26 protein-coding genes are annotated in these 22,935 nt (G+C 70.1%); 12 read left to right on the top strand and 14 right to left on the bottom strand.

What is annotated here, in order from left to right; translation table 11 throughout:
- The first annotated feature begins 82 nt into the window (after positions 1 to 82).
- Positions 83 to 994 (top strand): GNAT family N-acetyltransferase, encoded by a 912-nt coding sequence (locus HDA39_RS30925; RefSeq protein ID WP_184801194.1) that lies wholly within the window; start codon positions 83 to 85, stop codon positions 992 to 994.
- Here HDA39_RS30925 and HDA39_RS30930 read toward each other — a convergent pair.
- The 3 genes from HDA39_RS30930 to HDA39_RS30940 all read right to left on the bottom strand — a co-directional run bounded on the left by HDA39_RS30930 (position 963) and on the right by HDA39_RS30940 (position 3,685).
- A complete protein-coding gene (locus HDA39_RS30930; RefSeq protein WP_184801196.1) occupies positions 963 to 1,601 on the bottom strand; it encodes a hypothetical protein in 639 nt (212 codons plus the stop codon). The two genes, HDA39_RS30925 and HDA39_RS30930, sit on opposite strands and share 32 nt — an antisense overlap.
- A gap of 19 nt (positions 1,602 to 1,620) precedes the next feature.
- Positions 1,621 to 3,096 (bottom strand): alpha/beta hydrolase, encoded by a 1,476-nt coding sequence (locus HDA39_RS30935; RefSeq protein ID WP_184801198.1) that lies wholly within the window; start codon positions 3,094 to 3,096, stop codon positions 1,621 to 1,623.
- Between the two features lie 166 nt (positions 3,097 to 3,262).
- Entirely contained in the window at positions 3,263 to 3,685 is a 423-nt protein-coding gene (locus HDA39_RS30940; protein ID WP_238356185.1) for a PPOX class F420-dependent oxidoreductase, read from the bottom strand.
- A gap of 111 nt (positions 3,686 to 3,796) precedes the next feature.
- Between HDA39_RS30940 and HDA39_RS30945 the strand changes: the two genes are divergently transcribed.
- A complete protein-coding gene (locus HDA39_RS30945) occupies positions 3,797 to 4,696 on the top strand; it encodes a LysR family transcriptional regulator (protein WP_184801200.1) in 900 nt (299 codons plus the stop codon).
- Here the strand turns inward: HDA39_RS30945 and HDA39_RS30950 are convergent, their stop codons facing one another.
- From HDA39_RS30950 to HDA39_RS30965, 4 genes are all read right to left on the bottom strand, one after another.
- Positions 4,697 to 5,452 (bottom strand): nuclear transport factor 2 family protein, encoded by a 756-nt coding sequence (locus tag HDA39_RS30950; RefSeq protein WP_184801202.1) that lies wholly within the window; start codon positions 5,450 to 5,452, stop codon positions 4,697 to 4,699.
- 55 nt (positions 5,453 to 5,507) lie between these two features.
- The gene (locus tag HDA39_RS30955) at positions 5,508 to 6,413 is read right to left on the bottom strand and encodes an RNA polymerase subunit sigma-70 (protein WP_184801204.1); all 906 of its coding nucleotides are present in this window, start codon (positions 6,411 to 6,413) and stop codon (positions 5,508 to 5,510) included.
- 4 nt (positions 6,414 to 6,417) lie between these two features.
- Entirely contained in the window at positions 6,418 to 7,422 is a 1,005-nt protein-coding gene (gene trpD / locus HDA39_RS30960; RefSeq protein ID WP_184801206.1) for an anthranilate phosphoribosyltransferase, read from the bottom strand.
- 138 nt (positions 7,423 to 7,560) lie between these two features.
- Positions 7,561 to 8,445 (bottom strand): SDR family NAD(P)-dependent oxidoreductase, encoded by an 885-nt coding sequence (locus HDA39_RS30965; protein ID WP_184801208.1) that lies wholly within the window; start codon positions 8,443 to 8,445, stop codon positions 7,561 to 7,563.
- Between the two features lie 100 nt (positions 8,446 to 8,545).
- Here HDA39_RS30965 and HDA39_RS30970 point away from each other — a divergent pair, with 100 nt between their 5' ends.
- On the top strand, positions 8,546 to 9,367 hold the full coding sequence (locus HDA39_RS30970) for a helix-turn-helix transcriptional regulator (RefSeq protein WP_184801210.1): 822 nt from the start codon (positions 8,546 to 8,548) through the stop codon (positions 9,365 to 9,367).
- Here the strand turns inward: HDA39_RS30970 and HDA39_RS30975 are convergent.
- Positions 9,345 to 10,052: a glycoside hydrolase family 16 protein gene (locus HDA39_RS30975; protein WP_238356186.1), complete on the bottom strand. Its 708-nt coding sequence runs from the start codon at positions 10,050 to 10,052 to the stop codon at positions 9,345 to 9,347. The two genes, HDA39_RS30970 and HDA39_RS30975, sit on opposite strands and share 23 nt — an antisense overlap.
- Before the next feature lie 70 nt (positions 10,053 to 10,122).
- On the opposite strand from HDA39_RS30975, the gene sigJ reads away from it, so the two are divergent.
- The gene (gene sigJ, locus HDA39_RS30980; RefSeq protein ID WP_184801215.1) at positions 10,123 to 10,989 is read left to right on the top strand and encodes an RNA polymerase sigma factor SigJ; all 867 of its coding nucleotides are present in this window, start codon (positions 10,123 to 10,125) and stop codon (positions 10,987 to 10,989) included.
- 72 nt (positions 10,990 to 11,061) lie between these two features.
- Positions 11,062 to 12,330, top strand: a complete 1,269-nt coding sequence (locus HDA39_RS30985; protein WP_184801217.1) for an FAD-binding oxidoreductase — start codon at positions 11,062 to 11,064, stop codon at positions 12,328 to 12,330.
- Between the two features lie 69 nt (positions 12,331 to 12,399).
- On the opposite strand, the gene HDA39_RS30990 is transcribed toward HDA39_RS30985, so the two are convergent.
- Complete coding sequence (locus tag HDA39_RS30990; RefSeq protein WP_337925964.1) at positions 12,400 to 13,305, bottom strand: SH3 domain-containing protein; 906 nt, start codon at positions 13,303 to 13,305, stop codon at positions 12,400 to 12,402.
- Between the two features lie 254 nt (positions 13,306 to 13,559).
- On the opposite strand from HDA39_RS30990, the gene HDA39_RS30995 reads away from it, so the two are divergent.
- From HDA39_RS30995 to HDA39_RS31005, 3 genes are all read left to right on the top strand, one after another.
- Positions 13,560 to 14,333 (top strand): enoyl-CoA hydratase/isomerase family protein, encoded by a 774-nt coding sequence (locus HDA39_RS30995; protein WP_184801219.1) that lies wholly within the window; start codon positions 13,560 to 13,562, stop codon positions 14,331 to 14,333.
- A gap of 96 nt (positions 14,334 to 14,429) precedes the next feature.
- Positions 14,430 to 14,585 carry a DUF6131 family protein gene (locus HDA39_RS31000; protein WP_184801221.1) on the top strand — a complete coding sequence of 52 codons (156 nt, stop codon included), beginning with the start codon at positions 14,430 to 14,432 and terminating at the stop codon, positions 14,583 to 14,585.
- A 77-nt stretch (positions 14,586 to 14,662) separates the two neighbouring features.
- Entirely contained in the window at positions 14,663 to 15,010 is a 348-nt protein-coding gene (locus HDA39_RS31005; RefSeq protein ID WP_184801223.1) for a YciI family protein, read from the top strand.
- Here the strand turns inward: HDA39_RS31005 and HDA39_RS31010 are convergent.
- Positions 14,961 to 16,361 (bottom strand): MFS transporter, encoded by a 1,401-nt coding sequence (locus tag HDA39_RS31010; protein WP_184801224.1) that lies wholly within the window; start codon positions 16,359 to 16,361, stop codon positions 14,961 to 14,963. The genes HDA39_RS31005 and HDA39_RS31010 overlap by 50 nt on opposite strands.
- A 162-nt stretch (positions 16,362 to 16,523) precedes the next feature.
- Here HDA39_RS31010 and HDA39_RS31015 point away from each other — a divergent pair, with 162 nt between their 5' ends.
- Both HDA39_RS31015 and HDA39_RS31020 read left to right on the top strand, forming a co-directional pair.
- Positions 16,524 to 16,880, top strand: a complete 357-nt coding sequence (locus HDA39_RS31015) for a YciI family protein (protein WP_238357101.1) — start codon at positions 16,524 to 16,526, stop codon at positions 16,878 to 16,880.
- The gene (locus HDA39_RS31020) at positions 16,877 to 18,118 is read left to right on the top strand and encodes a DUF6596 domain-containing protein (RefSeq protein ID WP_184801228.1); all 1,242 of its coding nucleotides are present in this window, start codon (positions 16,877 to 16,879) and stop codon (positions 18,116 to 18,118) included. The genes HDA39_RS31015 and HDA39_RS31020 overlap by 4 nt, the downstream gene beginning before the upstream one ends.
- On the opposite strand, the gene HDA39_RS31025 is transcribed toward HDA39_RS31020, so the two are convergent.
- A complete protein-coding gene (locus HDA39_RS31025; RefSeq protein WP_184801230.1) occupies positions 18,108 to 18,281 on the bottom strand; it encodes a CsbD family protein in 174 nt (57 codons plus the stop codon). The genes HDA39_RS31020 and HDA39_RS31025 overlap by 11 nt on opposite strands.
- A 197-nt stretch (positions 18,282 to 18,478) precedes the next feature.
- Here HDA39_RS31025 and HDA39_RS31030 point away from each other — a divergent pair, with 197 nt between their 5' ends.
- On the top strand, positions 18,479 to 19,171 hold the full coding sequence (locus HDA39_RS31030; RefSeq protein ID WP_184801232.1) for a hypothetical protein: 693 nt from the start codon (positions 18,479 to 18,481) through the stop codon (positions 19,169 to 19,171).
- On the opposite strand, the gene HDA39_RS31035 is transcribed toward HDA39_RS31030, so the two are convergent.
- Both HDA39_RS31035 and HDA39_RS31040 read right to left on the bottom strand, forming a co-directional pair.
- Positions 19,168 to 19,719 (bottom strand): DUF4240 domain-containing protein, encoded by a 552-nt coding sequence (locus tag HDA39_RS31035; RefSeq protein ID WP_184801233.1) that lies wholly within the window; start codon positions 19,717 to 19,719, stop codon positions 19,168 to 19,170. The two genes, HDA39_RS31030 and HDA39_RS31035, sit on opposite strands and share 4 nt — an antisense overlap.
- A gap of 58 nt (positions 19,720 to 19,777) precedes the next feature.
- On the bottom strand, positions 19,778 to 20,725 hold the full coding sequence (locus HDA39_RS31040; RefSeq protein ID WP_184801235.1) for an aldo/keto reductase: 948 nt from the start codon (positions 20,723 to 20,725) through the stop codon (positions 19,778 to 19,780).
- Positions 20,726 to 20,829: 104 nt separating this feature from the next.
- Between HDA39_RS31040 and HDA39_RS31045 the strand changes: the two genes are divergently transcribed.
- The gene (locus HDA39_RS31045; protein WP_184801237.1) at positions 20,830 to 21,402 is read left to right on the top strand and encodes a transglutaminase domain-containing protein; all 573 of its coding nucleotides are present in this window, start codon (positions 20,830 to 20,832) and stop codon (positions 21,400 to 21,402) included.
- Here the strand turns inward: HDA39_RS31045 and HDA39_RS43485 are convergent.
- The gene (locus HDA39_RS43485) at positions 21,395 to 22,507 is read right to left on the bottom strand and encodes a LacI family DNA-binding transcriptional regulator (RefSeq protein ID WP_337925965.1); all 1,113 of its coding nucleotides are present in this window, start codon (positions 22,505 to 22,507) and stop codon (positions 21,395 to 21,397) included. The two genes, HDA39_RS31045 and HDA39_RS43485, sit on opposite strands and share 8 nt — an antisense overlap.
- Positions 22,508 to 22,935 lie beyond the last annotated feature (428 nt).

Here is a 22,935-nt window from a genome sequence, read left to right on the forward strand (position 1 = left end):
GGCCGCTGTCAGATCGCTGCCCGTACCGCGCCCGTACCGATATCCAGGAGCCCTTTGCCAACGGCTGGGGCAAGCTGAACCCATGACGATCCGGACGGCGAGCACCGACGCCGACTACGAGGCCTGGCGTGCGGTGCGGATCGCGATCATGCCGTACGAGCGCTGCCCGAGTGTCGCGGAGTTGCGCGATGTCGACCGGCCCGGCCGGCTGATGCTGCTGGCGGAGGTCGACGGCGTGGTGGTGGGCAGCGGGCTGGCGGATCGTTCGGGGGACGGTGAGCGGGCGGCGCTGGCGGCGCTGGTCCTGCCGGAGTACCGCCGGCGTGGTGTCGGGACTGACCTGCTCCGGGTGCTCGCCGAGCATGCCGTTGCCCAGGGCTACGACATGGCGGGGGCCAGTGTCGACGACGAGGAGTCCCGGCTCTTCGCCGAGCGGTTCGGTTTCGCGGAAACGAATCGGCAGGTCGAACAGGTCCGCCCGATCGGCGACGAGCCGTGGCCGGCGGCGCCGCCGGCGTACGAGGTCGTTTCGGTTGCCGACCGCCCGGACCTGTGGACAGCGGCCTACCACCAGGTCGCGCTGCCGACCTTCCCGGACATGGATCACCCGGTCCCGCTGAAGGTTTCGGAGGAGGACTGGGCGACGGAGTGGATCAACGATCCGGCCGCGATGTTCGTGGCCGTCGCAGGTGACGAGGTGATCGGTGTGGCGGGGCTGATGATCGACTCCGACCGCCCGGAGCGCGCGGAGGTCGCCTACACCGCCGTACGCCGGGAGTGGCGCGGCAAATCGGTGGCCGCGACGCTCAAGCGCACCAGCATGGCGTGGGCCGCTGAGCACGGGATCACCGAGATCTACACCTGGACCCAGCGCGGCAACGACGCGATGCGCCGCCTCAACGAACACCTCGGCTTCACCTACGGCATCGTCAGCGTCTCCCTGCGCGCGCCGTTGCCCCTGGTCATCCCGCCGCCCCGTCGAGCAGGCGGTTGAACCGCAGCCGCAGCGCCCGTTCCGTACTGGCCAGCACGGTCACGACCACGACCGTCACGTTCAGCCACGCGGGCAGGCTGATGGGTGAGACGAACACCCCGAACTGGTCGGCGATCGGCGGGATCCGGCTGATCGGGACGACGAGCTGCGGGATGAGCAGCAGTACGGCGATCCCGAGCACGATCGCCGAGACGATCCCGATCCCGCGGCTCAGCCCCGGGTGCGAGCGATCGAGCCGGGCCCGGCGCCCTTCGGCGCTGCGGGGATCCGGTTCGAGCTGGTACTCGGTCCCGTCGGCCATCACGTAGTGGCAGCGTTTGAGCCCGAAGTTGCTCGTCTTCACCTCGATGACGCCGCCTTCGACCGGGAAGACGGCGGGGGCCTTCGACACGGCGTACCGCCGGCCGTCGCGGTACAGATCGACCTTGACCTCGCCCGTCTCCTTGTCACCCCAGTGCCTGACGTCGACGGCGTACACCGTGTCCTCGAGCCGCAGGTAGAGCAGCGAGCGGCCGATGGACTGCCACCAGCGGACCCGTTGCAGCTCCCGCCCGTCGCCGGGCTTCACCCGCCGTACGGCTCGGCGATCCTGCCAGTCCTTGAACATCTCGCCACTCCTTCCGCTGCTACTTCTTCGGTTCGGCCGCGCAGGCGATGTCCTGCGCCGGACGCTCTCCGGTGACCAGGTACGTCGTCACCGCGTTCTTGCCGCAGGTGTTCTTGCTGAACGGGTAGACCCCGTGCCCGCCGCCGTCGACGGTGACCATCGTGGCGCGGTCGCCGAGGGCTCGTCGCATCTTCTGGGCGCCGGCCAGCGGCGTTCCCGGGTCGCGCTCGTTCTGCACCAGGAGCACGTTCGACGGGCCGCGGCCGGTGATCTTCACCGGCGGTTCGATGCGCTGCTTCGGCCAGAACGCGCACGGTCCGATGTTGGCCGAGGCCGCGCCGAGCATCGGGTACTTGATCCGGTCGACCAGGACGTTGCGCTGGTACTCGCGGACCGAGGCCGGCCAGCGGCTGTCGTTGCAGATCACGTGCAGCCGGGCGGACATGGTGGTGTTGTTGTCCGTCGCCGGCGGCACCGTCACCGGCCGGCCGGTGTCGAGGTCCTGCCAGAGCTTGGCCAGCGTGGGCATGGTCGCGTCGCCGTAGAGGAACCCGAACGCGGCCGCGCGGAAGTCGGTCTCGTTCATGCCCTCGACCGGCTTGGCCCGCAGCTTCCGGGCGAGCTCGAAGAACTTCGCCTTCACCTGCTGCGGGGTCTTGCCCAGCCCGTACTCGGGATGCGCGACGACGAACGCGGCGAAGTCCGGGAACCGGTCCTCCAGCCCACGGCCGAACCCGCGCATGGCGTTGACGTCGTACCCCTGCGGACCGAGGACGCTGTCGATCACGACCCGGTCGCTGGTCCTCGGGAACAGCGTCGTGTGGACCGCGCCGAGGTAGCTGCCGTACGACGCGCCCAGGAACGACGCCTTCGGCTCGCCCAGGGCCTCGCGGATCCGGTCCATGTCGCGCGCGGTGTTCGCGGTGGTGATGTGCGGCAGCATCGACGCGGTCTTCGACGTGGTGCACTGCTTGGCGATCGTCTGTGCGTACGCCGCCTCGCGGGTGACGTCGGCCGCGGAGTGCGCGTACTTCGCGAAGGCGCCGCGGAGCTGCTGGGCCGGTGTGAGGTCGCAGCTCACCGGCGTACTGCGGCCGACGCCGCGCGGGTCGAAGCCGACCAGGTCGTAGGCGTTCAGCACGTCCTTGGACGTCCCCGCGCGGGCAAGGAGACCCGGGTAGTCGACACCGGTGACGCCCGGACCGCCGGGGTTGGTCAGCAGGATGCCGCGGCGCTGCGACGGGTCCTTGCTCGCGAGCCGGGACAGGGCGATCTCGATCTGCCGGCCCTCCGGCTTGCGGTAGTCGAGCGGGACGTCGAGCTTGGCGCACTCGAGCGGCACGTACTGGACGACGTCGGGCGGGCACGGCGCCCACTTCACGGTGCTCGGCAACTTCTTCGTCGTCGAGGCCGGTGGCGCCGCCATCGACACCGCCGGTACGGCGGCCGCCGCGACTGCGGTGGCGGCGAGGGCCACGGTCAGGATCCTGCGCATCTGTGTCCTCCGGTAGGAGCGCGGGAACGGTCACCACCGAAGCTATTTCCGGTGCCGGTGCCACCGCGTCGGCCAGGCGTCCTCCGTTCGCAGTCGATCGGTGGACCACCGCCTGACCATCGGACGACAACGGCCTCGGCCCCGGGCGGGGCCGATCAGGGAGGGGTCAGCCGAGGCCGGAGCGGGCGATGACGTTGGTGATGCTGATGCGCACGGCCGTGAAGCCTTCCTGGACGAAGGCTTCGGCGATCGCCTCCGCAGGCTGCGAAGGGTAGTAGCGGCCGGCGATGCCCGTGGCGACGCGGCTGATCTGGTCCGGCTCGGCGGAGACTCGGGCCTGTCCTTCGACGGTCACGAAGCCGTACGGCTGCACCTCGTCGCTGATGCAGACGGCGATGCGTTGATCGCGGGCCAGGCTCTTGCCCTTGACGCTTCCCGGCGACAGGGCGAAGGCGAGTTCGTCGCCGTCGAGAACGAAGCAGACCGGGGTGACGTGCGGGCGTCCGTCGGCGCGGGTGAGCGCCACGTGGGCGAGCCTGGTCCCCGCTGTGACGAAGGATCGCCACTCGGTGTCGGTCATGGTTGCCATCGGCGTGTTTCCTCTCGGACGAGCGGGTGGTACCGACGGTAGGCGTCCCGGCGTATCGAGAAAAGCGATGGTTTCCGATCGAGTCGATCGTGGCTGGCGATACTCTGGAGCATGGTCGACGTCGAACTGCGGCACCTGAGAGCGATGGCCGCTGTCGCCGAGGAAGGGACGTTCGGGCGGGCAGCGACCCGCCTCGGCTACACCCAGTCCTCGGTGAGCCAGCAGATCGCAGCGCTGGAACGAGCCCTCGGCGGCGCCGTGTTCGATCGCCCCGGAGGCCCTCGAGCGGTCCGGCTGACGCCGCTCGGCGAGGTGGTCCTGGCCCACGGCCGCGAGCTGCTGACCAAGTCGGAGGCGCTGGCCGACGCCGTCGACCGCTTCCGCGCGGGCAGCGGCCGGATCGACATCGGCACCTTCCAGAGCGTGTCCAACCTGATCCTTCCGGCCGTCGTACGGCAACTGCTCGACGAGCATCCCGGCTGCGACATCAGGCTGTCCGAGGTGCAGCCGGAGGATCCGCAGCTCGGGGACCTCGACCTGCTGTTCCACGACGGCCGCGTCGACGGCGACGTCGAGCACGTCAAGCTGCTCGACGAGCCGTACCTCCTGGTGGCCGCCGCCGGCGCCTTCCCCGATGGCCCTGTCCGGGTGAAGCTGCTCGACGACGCCCCGATGGTCGCCTGGCCTCCCACCTTCCACCAGCGCTGGCTGGAACGAACCCTCGCCGGCTACGGCGCCCGGCCCCGCATCGTCTTCCGCACAGCCGGCCACGAAACCATCCTGTCGATGGTCCGCGCCGGCATCGGCTCGGCCGTCCTCCCCTGGCTGGCCCTCCACGGAACCGACGCCGCCTCCGACGACCGACTCACCATCCACCCGCTGCAACCGTCCCCCACCCGGGAAATGCACCTCCACTGGCCGGCCGCCCGCACCCGCTCACCCCTGGCAACCCGAGCCATCGACATCGCCACCGAAGCCGCCAACGATCTTGCGCGGCAGCTGCCTCGGTAGTCACTGCGGGAAGGACGGGAAGGAGAGGTGCTGGTGGATCAGTTGCCAGCCGTCGTCGGTGTGGCGGAAGACTCGGGTGGCGCGGGACTTGACCTCGGTGCCGTCCGCGGTGACGTGATCGATGCCCCAGGCAACGGCTAGGTCGTCGCGGGCAACGATGGTGTGGCCGGGGGTGGTGAACTCGGCCGGGGTTTCGAGGCCGGTGGCGCAGACTGCGCGGACGGCTTCGCGGCCGTCGTACTGCAGAGGACCGGCGTGTTCGTAGGAGACGATGTCCGGCGCGATGTCGGCCATCAGGGCGTCGAGATCCTGCCGGGCGGTCGCCGTTGTCCAGTTGTCGAGGACGTCGCGGACCGCGGACTCGCCGACAGGGGAGGGGATCTCGTCGTGGGGGAAGGAGTGGTGCTCATGGGTGACGGTCCAGCGGCCGTCGGTCTTGCGCAGGCCGAGGGTGAGGCGCAGGCGGCGTTCCGCCGTTTCGTCGGGCATCCCGCACTTCAGCAGCGCGACGGCGAAGGCGACGTCGGTGCCCTCGGTGATGTCCAGCGACGTGAGCTCGAAGGACGCGCCGGAGGCCTGCCAGGTGAAGAAGTCGGGCCAGGTCCTCTCGTAGGCCGCCAGCCCACGCACGCCCTCGTACGGCGGGGGCACGTCGAACATCACGATGTCGTCGGAGTGGTCGGCCAGTACGGTGTCCAGGTCGCCGGCGTGCACCGCCGCGACCCAGCGCTCGATCAGTTCACGGATCTCGTCCATCTCGGGTCCTCTCGCCAAGGGTTGTCACCACTAGAACCCCACGAAGCCCCGAAACTCATCGCTCGAGCTCGGCCGGCAGCCCGTACGCCGGGAAGTCGGCCTCCAGGAACGACACGACCTCCGCGATCGCGGCGCCGCGCAGCGTGACCACGTCCAGCCCGCTCGGCACGAACCGCCCATCGACCAGCCGGTACGTCGCGAACGCCAGCTGCCCGTTCGCCCGCGCCGGCAGGAACCGCCACTCCTCCGCCAGCGGTCCGTCCACCAGGAACCCGCGGATCCCGCCGCGCCCGGTGAAGAACTCCGGCAGCGGCGGCATCGAGTACTTCGCGTCCTCGGTCAGCATCGCGACGATCGCGTCGACGTCCCGCGCCTCCCAGGCCGCCATGTACCGCCGTACCACGTCGCGCTGCCCGTCCTCACCGAGCGCCGCCAGCACCTCCTGCTGCGTCGAGTCGTTGCCGACGACCTGACGCGCCCGCTGCAGCGCACTGTTGACCGCAGCGACCGTGGTGTCGAGCAGTTCGGCCACCTCCCGAGCCGCGAAGGCCAGTACGTCGCGCAGCAGCAGCACTGCCCGCTGCAAGGGGGACAGCTGCTGCAGCGACGCGACGAAGGCCAGCTCCACGCGCTCCAACGCCACGACCCGCTCCGACGGGTCCAGCGACGCAGTCCACGCCAGCCGGTGCTCCGGTAGCGCCTCCAGTACCGCATCACCCGCCGGCAGGTCCCGGCTGCTTCGCCGCGAGATCAGCGTCAGGCAGCGGTTGGTAGCGATCTTGTAGAGCCACGGCCGCAGCCCACCGCGGTCCTCGAACCGGTCCAGCGCGTTCCAGGCACGCAGCAGCGTCTCCTGCACCGCGTCCTCGGCGTCGTGGTCCGAGCCGAGCATGCGGTAGCAGTGTGCGTGCAGCTCGCCGCGCAGCGGGCCGACGAGCTGACCGAATGCTTCCTGATCCACCAGGTCAGGCTAAGCCGACCCAGCGGTCCAGTGTTGCCGCAGCCGCACCGGAGTCGACCGCCGCGGCACACTGCTCCAGACAGCTCTCCAGCGAGGGCTGGCCGGGCAGGGTGCTGAGTGCAGCCGCCGCGTTGAGCAGTACGACGTCCCGTACGGCGCCACGCTCGCCGGCCAGCAGCCGCCGTACGACGGCCACTGGGTCGGGCGAGCGCAGGTCATCAGGCCTAGCCAGCTGCAGCCCGACCGATCGCAGATCGAAGACACCAGACCTCACCGCCCCGTCCCGGACGGTCAGTACCCGGGACGTACCGGTAGTGGTCAGCTTGTCGAGCCCGTCCGAGCCGCGCACGACCAGGACCGAAGAGTCCCGCTCAGCGAAGACCGACGCGACCACCGGCAGCATCCGTTCGTCAGCGACCCCCACCAGACCGTGCTTGGGGTCGGCCGGGTTGATCAGCGGCCCGAGCACGTTGAACGCGGTCGGCACGGCCAGCTCACGTCGTACTGCTCCCACCCGCTGCAGCGCCGGGTTGTACAGCGGCGCGTGCAGGAAGGCGATCCCAGCCGCCCGCACCGACTCACGAGCGGGCAGGTCGAGCGGAACGCCCAGTGCCTCCACCAAGTCCGCCGAGCCGCCAGTGCTCGACGACGCGGCCCGACCACCGTGCTTGACCACGGTCGCACCGGTAGCGGCGACCACGATCGAGGCCATCGTGGAGATGTTCACCGCGCCGGACCGGTCGCCACCAGTGCCGACGATGTCGATCAGTGGGCCTTTGATCAGCACAGGCGTGGCGGACGAGCGCAGTACTGAAGCCAAGCCGGCGATCTCGGCCGGTGTCTCACCCTTGGCCCGTAGCGCGACCAGGAAGCCCGCGACCTGAGCGGAGGTCGCCGTACCGGCCACCACACCGTCCATGGCCCAGGCAGCGTCGTCCGGCGTCAGGTCGCGACCGGTGAGCAGGTCCGTGATCAGCCCGGACCAGGTCCGTCGAGCGGTGAGTGCCATGAGAGTTCCTCGGTGGGTGCGGGGTCGCCCCGACGAGGAGAAACACGAACGGCCGCCTCGATCGAGACGGCCGGTGAGCGCGCAGCAGAAGGGCCGTCTAGGAGACGGACCACCAGCTGCTCAAACGCGCGGACATGCTCAGACTGTAGCAACCAGCTGCTCGCCCAGCTCCCACAGGCGCTCGGCGTTCGTCAGGGAGAGGGCGAAAGGCGCGACACCGCCACCGAAGAGCGGCGGGCGCTCAGCGAGCACGACAGCTTCGCCACAGTCCTCGAAGTACCGCCCACCGACGTCGGCCACAGCGGCGAACACAGAAGTCGCTGCGCCCTGCGCGACGGTCTTGCGGCGCTCCACCGGTGTCTGCAGCCCACCGGTGTGCTGCTGCAGGTTGGTGGCGATCGCACCGGGGTGTACGGCGTTGGCCCGGATCCCGTCGCAGCCCCAGCGCCGGTCCGCCTCCACAGCCAGCAGCACCGTGGCGGTCTTCGACTCGCCGTACGCGCCGAGCGGTTGGTACGGCCGGAACAGGTAGTCGTAGTCGTCGAAGCTGAACGGCGCGAACAGGTGCGCGTTGGAGCTGAGTGAAACGATGCGGGACCGGCCGGACCGGGCCAGCGCCGAGTGCAGCCCCGCGGTGAGCGCGAAGTGACCCAGGTAGTTGACGGCGAACTGCAGCTCGTGACCCTGCTTGGTACGGGTCAGCTCGGGGGTCGCCATGATGCCCGCGTTGTTGATCAGGAGGTCCAGAGGCCCGTCCCAAGCGGCGGTGAACGAGCGCACCGAGTCCAGGTCGGACAGGTCGAGCTGGCCAACAGTGACGTCACCGCTCAGCTCAGCAGCAAGACGCCGACCAGCGTCGACGTTCCGTACGCCGAGCACGACAGCAGCCCCGTGAGCAGCCAGGGCTCGGGCAGTCTCCGCTCCGACGCCCGAGGTGGCACCAGTGACCAGTGCACGCCGGCCGGTGAGGCTCACGCCGGCCAGGACTTCGTCGGCGGTTGTGGTGAATCCGAAGTTGTTCATGCTCCGAGGGTGTGGCGCGCCCAGGAGCCGGAGAAGACCCTGCTCACACTGGTATCCGCAGGGACAGGATGAGCGGAGCACGGCGACCTACTCTGGTGCCATGAGCAATCTCGGCGAGTACCTGAAGGTACGCCGCGAGCGGTTGCAGCCGGAGGACGTCGGGCTGCCCGGTGGCAGTCGCCGGCGAGTTCCGGGCCTGCGTCGCGAGGAAGTCGCCTTGCTGGCTGGTATCAGCGTCGAGTACTACCTGCGCCTGGAGCAGGGGCGCGACCAGCACCCGTCGGACCAGGTGGTCGGCTCACTGGCCAGGGCGCTCCAGCTGGAGGCAGATGCCGAGTCCTACTTGAAGAAACTGGCCGAGCCCGCCAGACCGTCCAGGCGCCGAGCGGCGAAGCCGGAGAAGGTCAGTGCCGGAGTACTGAGCCTGATCGACAGCTGGCCGACCACCGCGGCACTGGTGCAGGGCAGGTACCTGACGACCCTCGCCACCAACCCGCTGGCCGTTGCCATCAGCCCCTACTTCGCACCGGGCGTGAACACGCTGCGGGCCGCGTTCCTGGAGCCCGAGATGCGCGAGCTGTACCGGGACTGGGAGGGGATGACCGGCAAGGCCGTTGCCTACCTGCGCTCGGTCATCGCCGACTCGCTCGACGACCCGCGCCTGCTGGAGCTGATCGGTGAGCTGAGCGTGCACAGCGAACGCTTCAGGACGCTCTGGGCCCGGCAGGACGTACGACGCAAGACGAGCGGCCTGACCGAGCTGAACCACCCACAGGTCGGCGAGCTCGACCTGCAGTACGAGAAGCTCGCCCTGCCTGGCACAGAAGGCCAGATGCTGATCACCTACCACGCTGTCCCCGGTACGCCGTCCCACGAGAAGCTGGAACTCCTGGCACACCTCAGCGAACGTAGTCCACGGTGAAGCTGGGGACGTGCTGGTGGTCGGACCACTCGGGGAAGTCGAACACCGCCAGCATCAGTTGCATCGGGTACGCCGGCGGCCCGGCGCACCGGCGTACGGGCTGGTCGTCGACGTAGAACTCGGCCTGCTCGGCGGTCCACTCGACGGCGTACGTGTGGAACTCGGCGACGTCGATCGGTAGCCGGACCGTCGTGAAGTCATCGGGGACCGACGGGTCCCGGAAGCTGTGCAGGCCGCAGCCGACCGCGGTCGAACCTGGTTCGAGCGCGTTGCCGAAGACCTCCATCACGCAGATCTCCGCGCAACGCTCGGGCTGGTCCTCCAGGCCGACCATCCACAGCGACACCATCGAACGCGGGGAGAGATCAGCCCGGGCGCGCAGCTCGATGCGGGCGGGGGCCGTGGGAGTCCAACCCCAGAAGGGCTCCTGCTCCTCCCGGACCAGCTGGCCGTCGCGGAACGGCTGCTGGCCGACAGTACTGCCGACTGGCCCGGAGTAGTTGCCGGACTGGATGCCGGACACCCGCAGCGGTGGCTGGTGGTCGTCGGCGCACCAGAGGCCCTGCTCCGGTGGGATGAACAGCCGCAGGTCAGAGCCGACCTGCTCGTACGACGCTGCCGAGGCCGCGCGGGAGCTCCAGTGCGGCAAGTAGTACGGCGACCACACGCTGGTGTCGAGCTGCATCAGCCCATCATCGGCCGGGCTGTCGCCCATGTCACGGGTCGGTGGGACCCTCAGGCGGGAGAATGGGGCGGTGGATCACCAGGACGACCTAGCCCGCCAGTTCGAGCAGGACCGCGGCCATCTGCGTGCGGTGGCGTACCGGATGCTCGGCTCGATCAGTGAGGCCGAGGACGCGGTCCAGGAGGCTTGGCTGCGCCTGAGCCGGTCGGACGTGAGTGAGGTGGCCAATCTGACCGGCTGGCTCACCACGGTGGTCTCCCGGGTCTGCCTAGACCTGCTGCGGTCGCGCAAGTCGCGGCGGGAGGACCCGATCGACACCTGGGTGCCGGACCCGGTGGTGAGCTGGCTGGACCCGGAGGAGGAGGTCCTCCAGGCCGACGCGGTCGGGCTGGCCATGCTCGTTGTACTGGAGGCGCTGTCGCCGGCTGAGCGGATCGCCTTCGTGCTGCACGACCTGTTCGCGGTGAGCTTCGACGAGGTCGCGCTGATCCTCGACAAGAGCTCGGCGGCGACCCGGCAGCTGGCGAGCCGGGCGCGGCGGCGGGTCCAGGGTGCGCCGACCGGCGACGGAGACGTGGGCCGCCAGCGCGAGGCGATCGAGGCGTTCCTGACCGCAGCGCGCGACGGCGATTTCGAGGCACTGCTCGCCGTACTGGATCCGAACGTTGTACTGCGGGCCGACGCCGGCCGGGTGCCCGCAGACGCTCTCGCAGCGTCGCGGTTCGTGCAGGGCGCGAAGGCGGTCGTCGAGCAGGCGCTGCTGTTCGCGCGGATGGCGCCGTACACGCAGGTCGCGACGGTCAACGGCGCACCCGGCGTGATCACGGTGATGAACGGCGAGCTGTTCGGCGTGATGGCCGTCGAGGTCCGCGACGGCCGGATCGTCGAGATCAACATCCTCGCCGACACCGAGCGGCTGCAGGCCCTGCCGAAATAGTTCTCCGCACCGTGTCGATTTCGCGCTCCCTCGCTCGACTTACCTGTGAGACCAGGGAGAACGGAGCGCGGGATGAGCGTGCAGGTGATTCAGGCAGTCGGCGCCGACGTGGTGGCGGGGCTGCTCGGGAACGGGTTCAACGGCGCGATCCACCAGCCGGGCGACGCCCAGTACGACGAGCAGCGGCGCGCACTGGTGCCGACGTTCGACTCGCGGCCGCTCGTGGTCGCCGAGGCGTTCGCGCGCAGTGACGTGCAGGCCGCCGTACGGATGGCTCGTGAGTACGGCGTACCGATCGCGGTCCAGGCGACCGGGCACGGCACGCGGGTGCCGGCCGACGGCGGGATCCTGCTCAAGACGTCCGCGATGACGTCGCTCCTGATCGACCCCGAGCGCCGGATCGCCAAGGTCGGGCCGGGCGTGCGCTGGGGCGCTGTCCTCGACGCGGCCCAGGACTTCGGGCTCGTGGGCCTCGCCGGTTCGTCCCGCGACGTCGGCGTGACCGGCTACACGCTCGGTGGGGGCGTCGGCTGGCTGGCCCGCAAGTTCGGGTACGCCGCCGACAGCGTGATCCGCGCCGAGGTGGTCACCGCCGACGGCCGCGTCGTCACGGCCACCGCGGACGAGCACCCGGACCTCTTCTGGGCGATCCGCGGCGGCACCGGCAACTTCGGCATCGTCACGTCGCTCGAGTTTCGCCTCTACCCGGTCAGCGAGGTGTACGCCGGCATCCTCTACTTCGCCGCCGACGCCGCGACCCTGAAGGCGTACCGCGACTGGACCACCACGATCCCCAACGACCTGAGCACCGCGATCACCCTGTCGACCCGCGACGGCCGACGCATGATCGGCCTCAAGATCCTGTACGCCGCGGAGGCCGCGCTCGCCGAGCACCTGCTCAAGCCGCTGTACGCCGTCGCCGGCCCGATCCTCGACGGCGAGCTGCGGACGACCGCCTTCGCCGAGACCGCGATGGGCGGCACGCCGGCCCGCTACCTCGACCTGGTCGACGAGTTGCCCGACGACCTGCTCGACGCGCTCGCGGCGCTCGACGGCCCGACCGTCGAGCTCCGCCACTGGTCCGGCGCGATGGCCAACCCCGGACCCGGTGCAGGACCGGTCGCGCACCGCGGGGCGCCGTACTCGCTGATCATCGACCAGGAGGTCCCCGAGCTGGCCGAGGTCCTGCGCCCGACTGGGCGGACGTTCGTCAACTTCCTCGCCGACCCGGCCCGCACCTCCACGGCGTACGCGACGACCGACCACACCCGGCTGCGCGCGATCAAGCGGCGCTACGACCCGGAGAACCTGTTCCGCCTGAACCACAACATCAGGCCCTGAACACGTCGAAAGGGCCCGGACGTGATGTCCGGGCCCTTTCGGCAGGGCGGTTCAAGGCCCCGAGCGTGCTTAGACCGTGCCCTCGCTGCCGTAGACGGTGACGTGGACGTGGTCGAAGTGGTTGGCGGTCGCGCCGCCGCGGTCCTCCATGCCGCGCCAGCCTTCGCTGCCGCGCTGCACGGTCCAGATCCGCTGCTCCCAGATGACCTCGCTGACGCCGAGCTCCTTGGCGTGCGAGCGCACGTACGCCGCGATCTCGTCGCCGGTCGAGCCGGTCACCATGATGTCGAGCGCGCGGCCGCTGCCGTGCTCGCCGCCGTCGCCGGAGCGGACACCGCCGTACGACGACACCGACGGGAACAGCGCGCAGACGGCGCGGTGCACCCGGATCGCGTCGGCGGACAGGCCGTCCTCGACACCCGAGCCGGACTTGCAGGCCTTCGACGAGACGCCGTCGGCGGCCTCCTCGGCCTCGGCCACCGGCTTGGTGGCCGACAGGTACTCGGCCTTGACCCAGCGGGCCACGTCGTTGCGGACGATCTGCGCCCAGGCGCCCTGGACCTCGCCGGTGACCGAGACCTTGCTGCCCTTGGACAGGACGGTCAGCAGGCTGCCCTTCTGCTCGGGCGCGGTCCAGACGTTCAGGTCCGTGGTGGTGAACTTGCTGCCGGTGATCTTCAGCGGCTGCGTCTTGACCGTCTCCGCGGCGCGGGTCTTCGCCGTCTTCGTCGGGATCGGCGCCTGCTTCTTCAGGTGCTTGGCGACCGGCGGGGCCTTCGGCTTGGCCGAAGGCGGGGTGCTCGGCTTCAGGTCGAGCGGCGGGCGGTACGCGTCCCGGCTGGTCTGGGTCTCACGCGCAAGCTGCAGGGGAGAGCTTGCGAGCGGGGCATCGACCGTCGGGGCCTGGTCGGGGAAGGCGACTGCCGACCCGGTGGCCATCAGCGCCACCGCCGCGCCGGGGACCGCAACCTTCACGATGCCGGGGCGGATGACCTTACGGCGCGGTTGACGGTGCCGCGCCTGTCTATGCCGTCCTTCAGTCACTGAATTTCCCAATCGGTCGAGACCAAAACGTTATCGACCGGAGGAGTCAAGCACAGAAACCACTCGGTCTCCCAACTCCGCGCGAGTTTTAACGCATTACGAACGTGTCGCCGCCGGATTTCACGCTGAACGGGGTGTGATCTTGCCGGCGGCGCCGCGCCGTACGGTCTGTTTCACTGCGTGTCATGGATCAGGGCTTCAGGATCGTGACCGGTGAGGTGTCCCGGCTGGTGATCGACCGGGTCGGCAAGCGCAACGCCCTGACCCGGGAGATGTGGGAGGCGCTGCCGGGACTGCTCGAGCCGCTCGCGGTGGACCCGGCGGTCAAGGTCCTGGTGGTCTCCGGGGCCGGGCCGACGTTCTCCGCCGGGGCGGACATCTCCGAGCTGGTCGCCGGCGCCGATCCGGCCGACCCGATGGCCGAGATCCGGGCCGCGAACCTGCGCGCCCAGGCGGCGCTGCGGGAGTTCCCGAAGCCGACGCTCGCGGTGATCCGCGGGCACTGCATCGGCGGCGGGCTGGAGATCGCGGTCAACTGCGACTTCCGGTTCGCGGCGCACGGCAGCACGTTCGGTGTCACGCCGGCCCGGATCGGTGTGGTCTACCCGCCGGCCGCGGTCAAGGTGCTGCTCGACCTGGTCGGACCGGCGACGACGAAGTACCTGCTGTTCAGCGGTGAGCTGCTGTCCGCCGGCCAGGCCGAGCTGAAGGGGCTGGTCGACCGGGTCGTGGCCGCCGACGACCTGGACGTCGACGTCGACGCTTTCGCGGCGAAACTGGTCGCCCGGTCGCAGCTGACGAACCGTTCCGCGAAGGAAACCGTGAACTCCTTGCTGGCGGGCGAAGACGCTGACCAGACGGCGTACAAGCGGTACCAGGAGACGATCTCGAGCGGTGAACTGACCGAGGGTGTGCGCGCGTTCACCGAGAAGCGCACCCCGCGGTTCGGCTGGAACTGATCAAACGACCGTTGGACGTTTGGCGCTGCGTCCGGACTGGGCACAGGAGTCGAGCCGCCACCCCCGCCTGGGCGGCGTCATGACTAAGGAGGCTTCATGCTCATCCTCGGACTGATCCTGCTACTGCTGGGATTCTTCCTGAGTATCCCGATCCTGTGGACCATCGGGATCATCCTGCTCGTGATCGGAGCAGTGCTGTTCATCCTCGGATCGACCGGGCGCGCTGTCGGGGGACGACGCCACTGGTTCTGAGTCGCGAACAGCTGAACGACGGGACCCCGCGGGCCTTCGGGCTTGCGGGGTCCCGTCGGTTCGTTAGCATCCCGAGGATGAAGTACCTGGTCCTCATCTTCGGCAACACCGACAACACGTGGACCGGCTCCGCCGACGACGTCGCGGCGATCCGGTCCCTGACCGCGCTGAAGCACGCGCTGGCCGCGTCCGGCGAGCTGGTCAGCTCCGAAGGGCTGAACTTCCCCAGCTCCGGCAAGGTCGTGCGGATCCGCGACGGTGTCCGGGTGATCACCGACGGCCCGTACGGCGAGGCGAAGGAACAGGTCGCCGGCTACTTCATGATCGACACGTCCGACGAGCGGGCCGAGGAGATCGCCGGCCAGGTCGCCGCGATCATCGGTGACCGGGTTGAGCTGCGGGGGACGCTGCTGTCGGCTCCGTAGCGCGGGTCCTCAACAGCCCTGCGCCGACCAGTCCGACCGCGACGAAGGCCCAGCACGCCGCGAAAGCAACGCGGTAGCCGGCAGTCAGTCCAGCCGGGCTGGAGCCGCTGCTGTGCGCCGTAGCGACAGCAGACAGTACGGCGATGCCGACTGCTCCACCGATCTGGAAGCTGGCGTTCTGCAGCCCTGAGGCGACGCCGGCGTCGTCCCCGGTCACCTGAGCCAGGGCGGAGATGGACCCGGCGACCGTACCGGCGCCCAGGCCGGCTCCGAAGAAGGTCAGCCCCCAGAAGGCCAGCTCGAAGTAGCCGGACTCCACCGTCAGCCTGCTCATCGCCGTAGCGCCGACACCGGTCAGCAGCAGTGACACCGCGGCGACCGGGCGAGCGCCGACCCGCGTGACCAGGTTCTGCCCGACCATCGAGCCGCAGACCGCCGCGGCTGCCAGTACCGAGGACATCAGCCCGTACTGGATCGCCGAGATGCCGAGCGCGAGCTGGGCGTACTGCGTGTAGACGTAGTTCAGCCCGAACGCGCCGAGCCCGAAGGCGATCGTGATCAGGTTCCCGCCGATCAGTGCGCGCGAGCGGAACAGCCTCAGCGGTACGAGCGGAGCTGCCGACCGCTTCTCCACCAGGACGAACAGGGCGAACAGAGCGGCTGAGACGAGCGCCAGCAGCGTGGTGCGTCCGGCGGACGACTCCGGCGCCTCGATCACGGCGTACACGAGCACGATGAGGGCGGCGGTCACAGTGACCGCTCCGGTGAGGTCGAAGCCGCGTTTGCCGGGGCCACGGCTGTCCTGCAGCAGTACTGGCGCCAGTGCGATGACCAGTAGGCACACGGGCACGTTGATGAAGAAGATCCACTGCCAGCCGAGCCCGTCCGTCACCGGGCCGCCGATCAGCGACCCCGCCGTACCGCCGACTCCGCTGGTCGCGCCCCAGATGCCCAGCGCCTTGTTGCGCTCCGGGCCGTCCGGGAACGTGGTCATCACGATGGAGAGCGCACTGGGAGCCAGTACGGCGGCCGCGATCCCCTGCAGCCCGCGGGCCAGGACCAGCGCGTCACCTGACCAGGCGAAGCCGCAGAGCAGGGACGAGCCGGCGAAGACGGCCAGGCCGACGATCAGCACCCGCCGCCGGCCCAGCAGGTCGGACACCCGCCCGCCCAGCAGGAGGAGGCCGCCGAACATCAGCGCGTAGCCGCTGGGGACCCACTGGACGCCGCCGGACGAGAAGGTCAGGTCCTGCTCGATCGACGGTACGGCGACCAGCACGATCGACGCGTCCAGGATGATCATGAAGCCGGTCAGGCAGAGCAGGGCCAGCGCGAGCCAGCGTTTCGGCATGAGGTCCTCCGTACGACGGGTGGTTGTCACGGAGAACGTCGGCGCCGCACGGCACCGGCTCGACATTCGGGCACTGTCGAATCCGGGGGCGTTGTTCCGACGTACCGGGCGAGAGGGGTTACAGGGACCTCGTCGACCGTCAGGATGGTGACCGTGAAGTACATGCTGCTGATCTACTCCAACCCGGAGAGCTGGGCGGGACTGTCCGCCGAGCAGCGGGAGGACCTGTCGCGGTCGCACCAGGACCTGACCCGCGAGCTGACCGAGCAGGGTCTGCTGGTCAGCGCGGCCGGGCTGGCCGACCCCATCACCACCCGGACGGTCTCGGTGGACGCCGACAACACCCGCAGCACCACCGACGGCCCGTACGCCGAGGCCAAGGAGCACCTGGCGGGCTTCTACCTGGTGGAGTGCGAGGACATCGACCAGGCGATCGACTACGCCGCGCGGATGCCGGACGCCAAGTACGTGGCGGTGGAGGTCCGGCCGGTGATGGACGCGTCCGGGCTGGAGATGTGAACCACGACTTCGAGCTCCTGCTGCGGGAGCAGACGCCGCAGGTCCTGAGTGCGCTGGTCCGGCACTACGGGCACTTCGACCTGGCCGAGGAAGCGGTCCAGGAGGCGTTGCTCGCCGCGTCCCAGCAGTGGCCGGGCGAAGGCGTGCCGGACAACCCGCGGGGCTGGCTGATCCGGGTCGGGTCGCGCCGGCTGACCGACCTGCTGCGCAGCGAATCGGCCCGGCGGCGGCGCGAGGAGAACGCCGCCCTGACGGCCTCGCCGGAGGAGTTCGTGGCCCCGAGCCCGGAGATCGACGACCCGGGCGGCCGCGACGACACGCTGACGCTGCTGTTTCTGTGCTGCCACCCGTCGCTGTCGCCGGCCTCGCAGATCGCGCTGACGCTGCGAGCGGTCGGCGGTCTCACCACCGCGCAGATCGCGGCCGGGTTTTTGGTGCCTGAGGCAACGATGGCGCAGCGGATCAGCCGCGCCAAGCGGAGCATCAAGCAGGCCGGCTCGTCGTTCGAGATGCCGCCGGAGGCCGAGCGGGATGCGCGGATGGGCGCGGTGCTGCACGTGCTGTACCTGATCTTCAACGAGGGCTACACCGCGTCGTCCGGCGACGACCTGCACAGCGCCGAGCTGACCACGGAGGCGATCCGGCTGGTCCGCGGCGTACGGCGGCTGCTGCCGGATGACGGCGAAGTGGCCGGCCTCTTGGCGCTCATGCTGCTCACCGACGCGCGCCGACCGGCCCGGACCGCGGCCGACGGCTCCCTGATCCCGCTGGAGGAGCAGGACCGGTTGAAGTGGAACAGGCCGGCCATCGTCGAGGGCGAGCACCTGGTCTCGGATGCGCTGGCCCGGACCCAGTTGGGGCCGTACCAGGTGCAGGCGGCGATCGCCGCCGTGCACGGGACTGCCGAGCGGGCCGAAGACACCGACTGGCGGCAGATCGTCGCGCTGTACCAGGTGCTCGAGCAGATCTCGGACAACCCGATGGTCCGGCTCAACCACGCGGTGGCGGTGGCCATGGCCGTCGGGCCGAAGGAGGGGCTCGCGTTGCTCGAGCCGCTGGAGTCCGATGGCCGGATGAAGGACCACCACCGGTTGGAGGCGGTCAAGGCGCACCTGCTGGAGATGTCCGGCGACCTGGACGGCGCCCGGGCGAGCTACCTGCTGGCAGCTCGCCGGACAACCTCGGTCCCGGAGCGGAACTACTTGCAGTCCCGGGCGGAACGCATCACTACTTCTTGAAGGCGTCCTTGACCTTCTCGCCGGCCTGCTTCAGGTCGCTCTTGCTCTGGTCGGTCTGACCCTCGGCCTTCAGGTCCTCGTCACCGGTCACCTTGCCGACGGCCTCCTTGGCCTTGCCGGCCAGGTCTTCCGCCGCGTTCTTCGCCTTGTCTGCCAAGCTCATCGTGCTTGTCCTCTCGTTGGGGTGACGGTCCGCCGGCACCCCCTGCGGTCACCGGCGAACCGTGGGCGGCACCCCCCGTCCGAAGTGCCGCTTGAAAGGTTGGTCGGGTCCAGCCACGCATCCGTCACGCCGGCGTGACCCACCTCACGCCGTACGGCGGGGTCGCGGTAGCCGGTGTCATGTGTCAGGTTGGGCTTGTGGACCTCACCAAGGCGTCGCTGCTGCGCGAGATGCTGACCGGCACCGAGCTGGGCACCCGGACCACGTCGTTCGCCCACTCGCTGCGGCGCTACACGACGCGCAGAGGCGGGCTGATGCTGTTCGGCCCGCCCGACGACGAGCCGTGGCACCTGACCGCGCACCTGGACGACGAGCTGCACCGGGCCGGCGTGGAGGACGTCAGGCCCTCACTGGTCCGCTGGGCTCCGCCGCCGGACGCTCCGCCGCACCTGGCGATCGGCCTGGACCGCCTCCGCGACTCCGGCAAGGGCGAGTCCCTGCTGATCGTCTCCGAGGCCAACCCGGCGGACACCCTGCTGGAACGCATCGAGGACGTCCGGCGCCGCGGTACGACGATCTTCAGCATCGACAACGGGAACCGCGACCTGGCGTCGCTGTCCCACGAGTCGCTGGTCCCCGAGCTGCTGGTCCCCGACGGGCTCGGCAGCTGGACGACTCACCAGGTCGTGCCCGACCGCGGCGACGAGGTCCTGGCGGACCGGGAGCCCTTGCCCGAAGAGACCCTCACCGCCCTGCAGGAGGCGGTCGCCGGCTTCGAGATGACCCAGCACCTGGTCAGCCTCGCCGCAGCCGACCCCGACGCAGGCCAAGCCGGCTGGCGCCGCTCGCTGCGCACCTTCATCGAACGCATCGGTGGCGAACCGGCCTAACCCTCCAGGTAGAGCGCGGCCAGCCGCGGGAACCGCGACTCCATTTCGCTCTTGTCGTCGAAGTCGAAATCCTCGCCCGCCGGCACGTCCGGCGAGTCCGGCGTTCCCGCGTCGACCGCCGCCCAGAACGCCTTCTCCGACCCGGCCACCGCGCTGTAGGCCTCCGCCCCGACCGCGAGCACCGCCTCCCCGTCGAACAGCTCGCTGGTGTCCTCCAGGTCCTCGTCGACCACGTCCGCCAACGAGTCCGGATCAGCCAGCGCGGCCTCCCAGACCTCACGCCCCTGCACCACCAGCCACCCCCGGAAGTGGTCGAACGAGTCGTCCCCCATCCCACCGTTGAGCAGGTAGGAAGCACCCCACAGATCCCACCGGTAGGCCTGGCTCAGCAGCAACTCCAACTGCACCCCGAACCCGACGATCTCCTCGGCCGCCAGCCCACCCAGCTCTTTGATCAGCGCATCCGCGACCCCGTCCGGATCCACGACCGTGTCGTCAACCTGCTCCCGGGCCGCGTCCACCAGCCCCCAGAACCCATCCCTGTCCACCCGCAAAGCGTGGCACGAAACCCGCTCTCCGGAGGAGCCCCTGGAGCCAACCTTCTGCTTACCAGGCTTCGTCCAAGGCGGCGCGGACGTCGGTGGGCAGGGTCAGGCGGGCGCCGGAGAGGGCGTGGGTGAGCTGGTCCGGAGTGCTGACGCCGACGACTGGGGTGACCGCGGGGGAGCCGCCGGTGAGCCAGGCGAGGACTGCCTCGCTGCGGGTGACGCCGAGGGTGGTGGCGGCTTGGGTGAGGGCCGCCAGGCGGCGGGTGGTGCCGGGGTGGTCGAAGGCTTCGTCGAACGGGCGGTCGGGGCGTTCATAGCTCCCGGACATCAGTGGGGTGTACGCGAACAGCTCCTGCGACGGGTTCTGGTCGGCGTAGTCGAGGAACTCGTCGGTGATCCAGCCGAAGCGGTGGTCGTGGATGTGGTTCCGGACGAAGGGACGCGGCTGCAGGTACGAGTAGCGCAGCTGCAACGCGGTCGGCCCGGTGACGCCCAGCCGCTCGGCGATGCCCCGGGCGCGCTCGACTCGCCAGAGCGCGTAGTTGGACAGTCCGACGCGGCCGATCGTGCCGGCGGCCGCGTGCTTGCCGAAGGCGGCGACGGTCTCCTCCAGAGGGGTCTGCAGATCGTCGCGGTGGGCCAGGTAGAGGTCGACGTGGTCGATCCCCATCCGCCGCAGCGACGTCTCCACCGCCTCGTCGATCGCCTTCGTGGACAGCCCCTTCGAGTGCTCCGGGAAGCTGCCCGGCCAGAGCGGCTCGCAGCCGACCTTGGTCGCCACCTTCACCCGATCCCGTACGCCGGGCCGCTGCGCGAACCACCGCCCGAGCAGTTCCTCGCTCTTCCCGCCGCGCCCGCTCGGGTCCACCCAGAACGCGTAGCAGTCGGCCGTGTCGATCCACTGCCCACCTGCGTCGACGTACTGGTCCAGCAGAGCGAACGACGTCCGCTCGTCGATCGTCGTACCGAACAGCATCGCCCCGAGTGCCATCTTCAGATCAGTCATGCCCTCCACGATCTGATCCGGAGTTCACTCCAGGTCAATCCGACCGCTCGCTTCCTGAGACAAATGGCTTCGCATCATGGACAGTCCGTGGCAGGCTCCAAGCTGTGAACGACTTCCTGGCCTCCGACGCAGTGATCGACGCGACCCACCCCGCCATCACCGAGACCGCCGCCCGGCTCCGCCGCGACCGCCCCGGTACGACGGACTTCGCGCGCGCCGCCTTCGAGTTCACCCGCGACGAGGTGAAGCACTCGATGGACATCGGCGACCCCCGCCCGACGGTCGCCGCGTCCGAGGTGCTCGCTCACGGCGCCGGCCTGTGCCACGGTAAGGCCCACCTCCTGACCGCGCTGCTCCGCGCCGAGGGCGTGCCGGCCGGCATCTGCTACCAACGCCTGGCTGACGGTAAGGGCGGCTTCTTCCTGCACGGCCTCACCGCCGTACAGCTCGACGGCATCTGGTACCGGCAGGACCCGCGCGGCGACAAGCCCGGCGTCACCACCGCGTTCTCCCTGTCCGACGAGCGCCTCGCCTACACCCCGGACCCGTCCCAGGGCGAAGCCGATCTGCCCGGTGTCTTCGCCACACCCGACCCCGGCCTGGTGGCGGCCCTCCGCTCGACCGACGACGTCATCGCCCTCGTCGCGAACGGCGGCCTGCCCGGCGATCTCAGCTGAGGCCCTGCCCAGCGGCCTTGCCGCGGGTAGAGGTCCGTACGACGAGCTCCGGCGTGAAGGTGACCTTCTGGTGCTCGTGGTCCGGATTCGACGACTCGTCGAGCAGCAGCTCGGCGGCGGTCTTGCCGAGCAGGTGACGCGGCTGCCGCACGGACGTCAGCGGTACGGCGGCCGCCGCGGCGAACTCGATGTCGTCGTACCCGACGATCGCCAGGTCTTCCGGCACGCGCAGCCCGAGGCTGACGCACTGCTGCAGCAGCCCCAGCGCCAGCAGGTCGTTCGCGCAGAACGCCGCCGTCGGCCGGCGGTCCGCCGGCAGCCCAGCGAGCCGCTGGCCGGCGCCCCGCCCCTCGGCGACGGTCAGCGCGGCAGTGGTGAGCTCGACCAGGTTCTCCGCGGGTAGACCCGCGTCCTGCAAGGCGTTCCGGGCACCTTCGAGCCGGTCGGTGACCTGGCCGATCGTGTTCGGCCCGCCGACGAAGGCGATCCGCTCGTGGCCGAGCTCGATCAGGTGGCCCAGCGCGACCTCGCCGCCGAGCACGTCGTCCACCGCGACCGAGCAGTGCATGCCCTCGTCGAGCGAACGGTCGACCACGACGACCGGCGTACCGCGCATCGGCAGCGTGGTGATCCGTGGTGTGTGCGGGTCGATCGGCGTGATCAGCACGCCCTGGACGCGTTGCTGCTCGAGCAGATCGAGGTAGTCCGCCTCGCGCGCCGCGTCCTCGTTGCTGTTGCAGAGGAAGACCGACAGACCCGCCTCGCGAGCCGCCTCCTCCACGCCCTTGGCGACGTCGGTGAAGAACGGGTTGCCGGCGTCGAGCATCAGGTACGCCAGGATCCGGCTGCTGCCCGCCCGCAACTGACGGGCCGACTCGTTGCGGACGAAGCCGAGCGACTCCATCGCAGCCTCGACCTTGGCCCGGGTGGTGGGGCTGACCATTTCCGGCCGGTTCAGCACGTTGGACACGGTCCCCAGCGACACTCCCGCTGCCGCGGCCACGTCCTTGACTCCAGCCGCACCACGTCCACGGCCACGCCCAGCCACTCGCGCGGCAGGCGTCGTGGCCTCACCCGGTACGGCGGCCGCCGGGATGCGCTTCACCGGGACGCGCGGCGTTCTTCCCGTACGAGGAGCAGGTGCTCCGCCTCGCGAGGGTGACGCAGCGGTCCTCGGCGCGGCCGCGCTGCCACGTGGCGCTCCGGCTCGTGGAGCGGCTGAACCCGTCCGCGTCGAAGCCGTACGGGGAGCGCGCGGCGCAGGCGAGCCGCTCCTCGGCGTACCGCCGCCGGCGCGCTGGGAGGCACCGCCGCGCGGAGTCTGTCCGTTGCCGCCGCGGTCGGAGGCAGGATCCGGCGCTCCGGCGCGTCCTGATGCGCTGGGTGGAGCCACGTGACCTCCCCGCTTGAAACGTGATAGCTCACGAAGCGTACCTGTCCGGACTGTGGTTGTCCGCAGGGTCCGCCTGTGGTTGTCCACAGACTTCCCCTCTGCCCCTTGACGCTCGGCCTCGCCGTCGGGCAATCTTCTTG

Origin of the sequence: Kribbella italica (assembly GCF_014205135.1) — a bacterium.
GTDB classification, from domain to species: Bacteria; Actinomycetota; Actinomycetes; order Propionibacteriales; family Kribbellaceae; genus Kribbella; species Kribbella italica.